8 protein-coding genes are annotated in these 7,548 nt (G+C 47.7%); all 8 read right to left on the bottom strand.

Annotated elements, in window-relative coordinates; all coding sequences use genetic code 11:
• Positions 1 to 1,696 (bottom strand): contractile injection system protein, VgrG/Pvc8 family (locus tag ABD76_RS27480; protein WP_338125209.1); only part of this gene is annotated, 1,696 nt, incomplete at its 3' end.
• 56 nt (positions 1,697 to 1,752) lie between these two features.
• Positions 1,753 to 2,031, bottom strand: a complete 279-nt coding sequence (locus ABD76_RS27475) for a DUF4176 domain-containing protein (protein WP_168181332.1) — start codon at positions 2,029 to 2,031, stop codon at positions 1,753 to 1,755.
• Positions 2,032 to 2,059: 28 nt separating this feature from the next.
• Positions 2,060 to 2,305 carry a hypothetical protein gene (locus ABD76_RS27470; protein WP_168181331.1) on the bottom strand — a complete coding sequence of 82 codons (246 nt, stop codon included), beginning with the start codon at positions 2,303 to 2,305 and terminating at the stop codon, positions 2,060 to 2,062.
• Between the two features lie 241 nt (positions 2,306 to 2,546).
• On the bottom strand, positions 2,547 to 3,632 hold the full coding sequence (locus ABD76_RS27465) for a DUF4280 domain-containing protein (RefSeq protein WP_197260078.1): 1,086 nt from the start codon (positions 3,630 to 3,632) through the stop codon (positions 2,547 to 2,549).
• A gap of 24 nt (positions 3,633 to 3,656) precedes the next feature.
• Positions 3,657 to 4,181, bottom strand: a complete 525-nt coding sequence (locus ABD76_RS27460; RefSeq protein ID WP_197258855.1) for a serine protease — start codon at positions 4,179 to 4,181, stop codon at positions 3,657 to 3,659.
• A 13-nt stretch (positions 4,182 to 4,194) separates the two neighbouring features.
• On the bottom strand, positions 4,195 to 5,328 hold the full coding sequence (locus tag ABD76_RS30570) for a pentapeptide repeat-containing protein (protein WP_197258856.1): 1,134 nt from the start codon (positions 5,326 to 5,328) through the stop codon (positions 4,195 to 4,197).
• 16 nt (positions 5,329 to 5,344) lie between these two features.
• Positions 5,345 to 6,769, bottom strand: a complete 1,425-nt coding sequence (locus ABD76_RS27450; RefSeq protein WP_197258857.1) for a contractile injection system protein, VgrG/Pvc8 family — start codon at positions 6,767 to 6,769, stop codon at positions 5,345 to 5,347.
• Entirely contained in the window at positions 6,741 to 7,307 is a 567-nt protein-coding gene (locus ABD76_RS27445; protein ID WP_242069657.1) for a hypothetical protein, read from the bottom strand. The genes ABD76_RS27450 and ABD76_RS27445 overlap by 29 nt, the downstream gene beginning before the upstream one ends.
• Between the last annotated feature and the right edge of the window lie 241 nt (positions 7,308 to 7,548).

Genomic DNA, 7,548 nt, shown 5'->3' with positions numbered 1-7,548 from the left:
TTGATATTGTTTTGGTGGCTGGCAATGGACTTGGAATGCTGCCCATCATGGAAATAGCCGCCTTGGAGTAATCTGCAACAGAGTTCGATTTGCCCGTTTTGTTTCTCGGCAAATGAGAAGTGCTCCCTCCAGTTGCGGCTATCGTTTTCGCTCCTAACACGGCTGCGTTTCCGATACCTGGGATCAAGGCAAGTGCATGCAGCGCCAATTCTGTACTGCTCTTTAAAGGCTTTCCGTTTTGTGCGCTTCCCTTTCCTGCCGGTGAATCAGGCTGCTCCACACGCACTGGAGACTTTGCAATGCCCTTTACAATCACCTGTCCAGCCTTAACATCTGTATCCCCATCCAACACAATACTACTCGATCCGCTCAAGAGATAGACTGCCTCTTTGGCCCGCATGTCTAACCTGCCAGCATCAAGCACTATTTCTCTGTCCGAGTGGACAACGATAGCGTCCTTGCTATGAAGCTCAATGCCTTTGTTGTCATGCAGCTTCACAAAAACATGGTTCTCCTGGGCCGTCATCCTTAGCTCATTGCCGCTGAACTTAATTTCCTTCCCGAGGGGATTGCCCCAATATTTCACACTAGGGTTGCCCAGCTTCGGAGAATTCCCCTCTTGACGAAAAGAGGAGCGGACAAAGGCTTCTTCCTCCCGATAATTCGGGATATACAACTGGACAGAGTCGCCAATCTGCGGCATACAATATAGGCCTGTCTTTCCTTCTGCCACATAGGGAGAAGAATAAGGAAACCAGCATGCATCCTCTTTTGTCTGCACATCGTCTATATTCAAATGGATCTTCACTTTATCTTTCGCGGCGTCTATTACTTTTCCTGCAAGGGATGCGCCTCGAATAGACTCGTTCCATATCGGTTGCCAACGGCTATCTGCTTCGGCTTGTAAAATATATTCATGGGTGAGCATACCCTCATTTAGAAGGGATGTGCAACCGGTAACAATCAGTGGCTTGTTCTTGAATAGAATCCGATCTCCAAGATTATAATAACGTTTCGTTACAATCAAGTAACTAGTGACGCCATCTTCCTTCTGCCCATAATTATTTAGTGTTCGCAGCACCTGATAGTTCGTATTGCGGAGAGAATCGGGTTTGCCCTCAGGCAATCCGACCCAGAGCTTCGGAGAATCGGCCGCTACCTCCGGAATAAGAACGGTCCCGAATCGGGAAACCATACGTTTGAGGAATTGCCAGTCGGTTTCCTGATACTGAACAGTAAATTGATCCAGCGGCGCATTGTTGAACGTCAAATCAATAAAGTCGGAGCCAGGGTAATCGGACAGAATATGCTGAACCAATTCCTCGTACCGCATTTTATGATTCTGAAAGGAGCGGGTTTTCGGCTTTATGTCAAGACGATAGGAATGAGATACCGCCTCTATCTCCAGACGATAGAAGCCCCTAACGACCTTAACCGCAATATCGGAGATGATCCCATGGAACAAGGTTCGAATAACGTCTCCCTCATCAGATAACTCACGAATCTCAATCGTGTCCGTATCGTTAGCCATATCTACGCAGCTGTCTTTCTTCTCTTCAGGAACAATCGCTGTAAGCAACATCCGAGCATGCTCGTTCACTTTCTTTTCAACCCGAAGAGTACTGAGGCTATGTATCTCGTATGGCGACACAATCTGTATATTTCCGTACCCTGCCAGCATGGTTGATGTACTCACATAATCCCCCCTTCAGGTGGGTGATTGCATTTTCCAAAAAATAGAGTTTAAAAAATCTAATTCGAGTCATCTACTCTTTCTCGATAATCCTGTAGCATCTGATTATAGGATAATTCTTCTATATCCTGAAAACCCCTAAAATAAATTTCTTCTATTAAATCATGGTCAAATAAAAATGCTTGGTTGGGATTCATATTACCTTCCGGATATAAACATGCAATATAATCAAATACTAGTTCGCTATTTACTTTCTTTTGGTATCTCCCGTATATCATTATCCTCTTTTCACCGTTTCTTAACCGAACTACAGAACCTATCGGTAGCAACTTTTCCAATAAAAAGTCACCTCCTTTGTTTGTAAAGTCACTTACTATTACTAAGATCAGTCAAAGTAAACAGTTTGTTGCATTTTTCGCACGAGTAATATATTTCAACCTTATTAGAAGGTCCAACATATTTTTTCCCAAGCTCTAAACTACTTACTTCGTTTTCTCCTGGAGTTGTTTTTTTTGTACGCTCTAGTTTTTGTTTACAAATAGGGCATTTCTTTCTCCTGAATAGAAAATAGACCAACTCTTTTGCAGAAAACTCGATCTCGTATGAGGCCATGTTATTTCTCCTTAAACTTTCTGAGGCAAAATTTGTATATTAATATCCAGCTTGTACTATAAGCAATTGTAAACGTAAAAAACAGCCAAAACCCATTGTTATCTTCCGATGCAAAATAAATGGCTATTGTAATAAAACAAAAAAATATGCATAGTGAGTTAAATAAAATCGTAATAAATTTTATTAAACCTTTCTTGCCCTTATCTGGAGTAACTATCACAGACGCATGCCCCTCCTAACACTAATCAGCCTCTCCAATTGATATTGAAATACCTGCTCCAAGACCTGCAGCAACCTTCGCTCTAGTTTTAAATCTCCCTTCTTCTACAATCATGTCAGCCTTGGCTCCTACAGAAAGAAGTGAGCCTTCCACTCCAATCTGAACGCTATACCCGAAAACTTTAAACTCCAAAGCTGCTTCCCCAGAAACTACTGCAGCCTCTGCGCCTGCACGAAATCCAACTGTACGTTGTTCTGGTCTTACAACAAAGGCACCATAAGCACTGCCCGTTAGTAGATCACCTTGACCTTGAGCTGCAACTCCCAAGTTTTTGTCGCCTAACTCTCCACTTCCAACAGCATTAAAAGCGGAGGCCTTTGCCCCTCCACGGATATCCATCCCTGGTACTTGCGCGATATGCCCTCCTTTGATTTTCGTTCCGTTTGGGTGATCCTCAGTACCAAAGACTGCCGAGCCGGAAGCACTTGCCATTCCACCGTACACCTTTCCTTCACCCTTAAACGGACCATATACAATTGACCCTTTTTCCATTACACCATATAAGGTTCCATCATCGATACCACCAATTCCTTCATTACCAAGGCCGTGTTTATCTGCGCTGCATACCTGCCAAGGTTCGTCCGAATTCCTCATCACCTGCACATAGTCCAAATTCTGCCCGTCATCCTCAACCTTTATCTTCCCGCAGAACATGCACATGTTCGTTGAATCATTCAATAAAGAAGGATTGTTGTCAACCAGTTTATCCGTTTTGCCGCCGAGCCAGGGCATCATTACCATCGGCGTACACGGCACCCGCTGCGGTATGCCGCCCTTGGCCGCCGTAGCCGCGGCGACGGCAGGATTCTGCATGCTCCCGCATGTTCCAAATGGCATAATGTTCACATTAGGGATGTGATCCATGACATTCATGATCGGCTTCCCTTTGACATACACGCCGTGGCTCATTTGCATGCCCATATGGCTTGGCTGCGAACCGTAGCTGCAGCTTAATATGGCGCCCGCGACGACATAACTTTTCTTATCGCCGCTGCTGGCTTGAGGAGTCATTTCCTTCTTGTCTTTCCCCGACTTCCCTGCACTCATCTCCATCACCTCCCGCTCCACTCGCTACACTTCTTCTATCTTGGTCAGCCTCAGTCCATGGAAGTCTCGCCTCAACATGCTTTCTGCCAAAAATAAGTTCACAACAAGAATCGTTTCATAGATGCCATCGATTTGGAAAAATGGGGCATTCCCGGTCATGTCTCCTCTAATAACGGGCCGCTTGAGCGTGCCATTGGGATGGAACTCGCTCTGATCGGACAGACAATCCATGCGCTGCGGCAGTGTAAGCCAATAGACTTCCTGCCTCATCCGAGTGAAGTCGACCAGTCCTACGGGATGATAGAACTGCCGCGGCAGGAACTTCTCAATCAACTGCTTGAGCTTATCGGACAAGAGAGGAATCGGCCTTTCAATAAAATCGACATATTCGATTTGTTCGCGATCAGGGATGGGGAACTGCAGACTCATTTCTTTCAGTTCGCCAACCCGTGCTTCATCAAGAATGTCCTTGGGAATGGCCTTTCTTATGCCAACAGGTTCAATGGCGTCAGGGATGCGATCATCCTGTGAGAGGATAAAGTAACTCATGTCCCGTGTCTCCTTACGTTTTCCATAGGGTCTGTTCCCATTGCTGCGGATCCAGCCGGAGCGCCTCCCGCTGGCGTTGAGAGAATACGGCGTTCGTCAAATCCGCCCCCTCAAATACGGCATCCACCACATTTGCTTCGGAAAAATCAGCTCCATATAAAGAGGCCCCCGTAAAATCAGCCCCTTCCAGATTAGAGCCGGCAAAGCGAAGCGCGGATAGGCCGGGATAACGAAGAAATAGAGCGTCCTTCCAACCGTTGGTCCCTTCCACTCCCCGAAAGACCGCTCCCCTAAGATCACAGTCACGGAATTCAACCCCGTGAACCTGACTCCGGGAGAAATCGGTCCCTACGAGAGCCGTATCATGCCATCTCGATCCGATTAGTATGCTATCCTGCAAGCTGGATTGCGACAGATCGCATTGATTGAATTCAGAGAATTGGAAGTCAATGCCTCCGTAGTCTCCGTTTTGCAAATCCATATTTCGATAGGATTCGTAAGCATACGCCGCTTCTTCCTTGTCCTCCAGCCATGCACGAACGGACGCTGAATCCCGCTCACATTCATATTGCTTGAACACCGCTTCGCTCAGGTCCATATATTCCCCGGCCCGAATCTCAAATTCAGGCTCTTTTGCAATGTCCCGGTATTCTTCCAGCTCGACTGCTTGGGGCAGCGCATATCTTGCTAGAGCAATGACATACCGATGAATGGCAATTGCTTCCGTAAGCAGCATCCGTTCAATGAGAGGAACAGATACTCTGCCTCCATACATATGACTGGCTGACATCATCCTGCTCCGCAGCGTGTCGAGATGCTGAAATGCCCATCCGGCATCATACTCCAGCACATAGGGATGGCGGTCAAATACCCATCCGCTATCCAAGGCCTCCACCCGATAGATATATCTCCCTTCCAACAGCTCGGTCCGGAGCATAGAGTACGCGATGTATCCGATAGCCCCTTTCTCCTCCCGTGCCTGTGCGTCCCGAATCTGTCGGCATATTTGTTGGAAGGAGGTCACAAAGTCAGCGGCAAGCCGTTCTTTATGCAATTGATAGTCCCGCTCCAGCACGAGCTGCATATTCGCCCGTTCCTGCCACACTACATGTTCTTGGAAATGAGCAATCGACTCCGCTTTGTCCACGTCATATCCCCTTAACTCAGTTCGTTTTCAATTCCCTGCCGACAATAGTGGCATTGCCATCGAGCTTGATACTGCTCTCCTTGCAAGACATGCTGATTTCATTTTTGGCCGACACGATGACCTTTTTGCCTGAATCCATCAGGATACTGTCTTGTGATATCAGCTTTATTCCTTTCTTGCTGAAAATTTCAATGCCATCTTTCTCATTTAGTCTGATGAAAACTTCGCCGTCTTTTGCCGTAATTACAATTTCTTCAGGGCTAAGCATCACTTCCTTGCCCGCAGCCGTGCGGAAATATTTAACGTCAGGGTTGCCAAGCTTGTTCATCCCGCCAACCGACGAATTCTCGCGGGCGGCTCCGGTGGCGACCCCCTCTTCCTCCCGGTCGCTCGGAAAATAGATTTGAACCGGATCGCCAATCTCCGGCATAACGTACCAGCCCGTATGTCCTTCAGCCGTATATATCGACGTGTAAGGAAAGCGATGCGCTTCCTCTTTGCTTTGCTTCTTGTCGATGTTCAAGTGCACCTTCACCGTGTCGCGAACGACTTCAATGACTTTTCCTTGAATGGATACGCCTGCGATTTGCGAGTTGGGAATCATTTTTTGCCGCAATCCCCGATGCGAACAGAGGACATAATGATGCTTCAATAATCCGTTTTTCACTTCGGTTCTTGCTTCGCAGACGTACAAGCTTTTGCCTTTGAATCCAATCCAGTTGCCTAGCTCCAGCACACGATTTGTCTCTATTTCGTAGAATATAAAATCGTTTTCCGTAACCTGCTGGGTATCATTTTCGGCAAAATGGCGATAGGATGTCATGCGCTTGCGGACGGTATAGTGATAATCGTCAAGACGGGTTTGGGAGCTGCTCTGGAAGATGCCGAAGTAGAATTTCGGTTTATCAAAAACGGCCGCCGGCATGAGACTCGTGCGATAGCGTGACGCGATTCGCTTGAGGAACTGCCAGTCCGTCTCCTCATACTGCACCGTAAGCCGACCCAAGCGTGCATGATTGGTCGCCTCGTCGACGACATCCAAACCCGGATAATCCGTAGCAATGACATCCAATAGCATGGGAATCGTCATCGCTTTGTTCTGGAATGATCGGCTCTTCTTCTTCACATCCAGCTTATAGGTATGAGAGACAGCCTCCACTTCGAGGTAGTAAATGTCGCGGACAACCTTGATGCCGATATGTAACACAATACCGCTGAACAGCGGCTTGCTCGCCCCCTCTTCATCGATTTGGGCGATTTCCACGGTCGTATCCGCATCTGTCATCTCTACATAACTGTCCTTCAGTTCCTCCGGCACAATCGCGGTAAAAGAAAGTCTCGTATGCTCATTAATCTTCTTGGTCATTGTCAATTCTTGCAGGCTTACCAGCTCGTAAGGAGATATTTTCAGATTATGATATGCGAGCGCCGACTGGCTCATCGTTACGTCCCTCCTTCCCTAAATCCAGCGAGTCCATAATCCCCCAAGCTATTGGCTTCCAATGCTTCATTTCTTCCTCGGTACAGTTAAAAGTGCATAATAGGGCCCTGCCATCCAACTCGGCAAAGAACATCAATTGATATAAGTTCGCACTCAAGGAAGGAACCTGAAATTCACAGTATCCGATAGGCTTTTCCCGGATATAGCGAACTCCGTCTTCGTACCATTGCAATATCGGCTGCGTTCGACGAAGAATCTGCACCATAGCGGCGGTGAAGTCCTCTATCTCATTGGCCGAAAGGGATTGTTCCGTATAGTTGAACGCAATATTAATCGAAGCACTATCATTCGAATAAATAACATCCGGCCGCTGTTCAGACGGATATTTCAGCGCCTCGATCTCAGGGGGCATCACATGAAATGTTTTAGGCAGCGGAACCCGAAGCTTTCCGTCCAGAAGCTGCTCCTCCGAGAAGGGAATAGTCTCCCCGTTAATCTTCAATATGGTTTGCGGCGAGGCAAAGTCCGGCGGCGTCATTTGATTCTCCTGCTTCCTCCGTGCTCCTTGTTGTTCCGACTCTCCATACAACAGCGAAATGATCTGTTCATCTACGTGTTCCACGTCGCTTCTCCCTCCTTCGACTTCTGTTCGTTGGGGTCCCGGAACCGCCAGTTCAATCCACAATCACCCGCTGCCGCCCGCCGGGGCGCATGTCCGGCGCCATGGCCCGGCCGCTGCCCGCTTCGCTCAGCACCCGGCGGAGGCCGGCGTAGAGCCG

The organism is Paenibacillus dendritiformis (assembly GCF_015845845.1).
GTDB lineage: Bacteria > Bacillota > Bacilli > Paenibacillales > Paenibacillaceae > Paenibacillus_B > Paenibacillus_B dendritiformis_C.
Note: the sequence above shows the minus strand (reverse complement) of the source record. Positions and strands in the feature narration are given on the sequence as shown.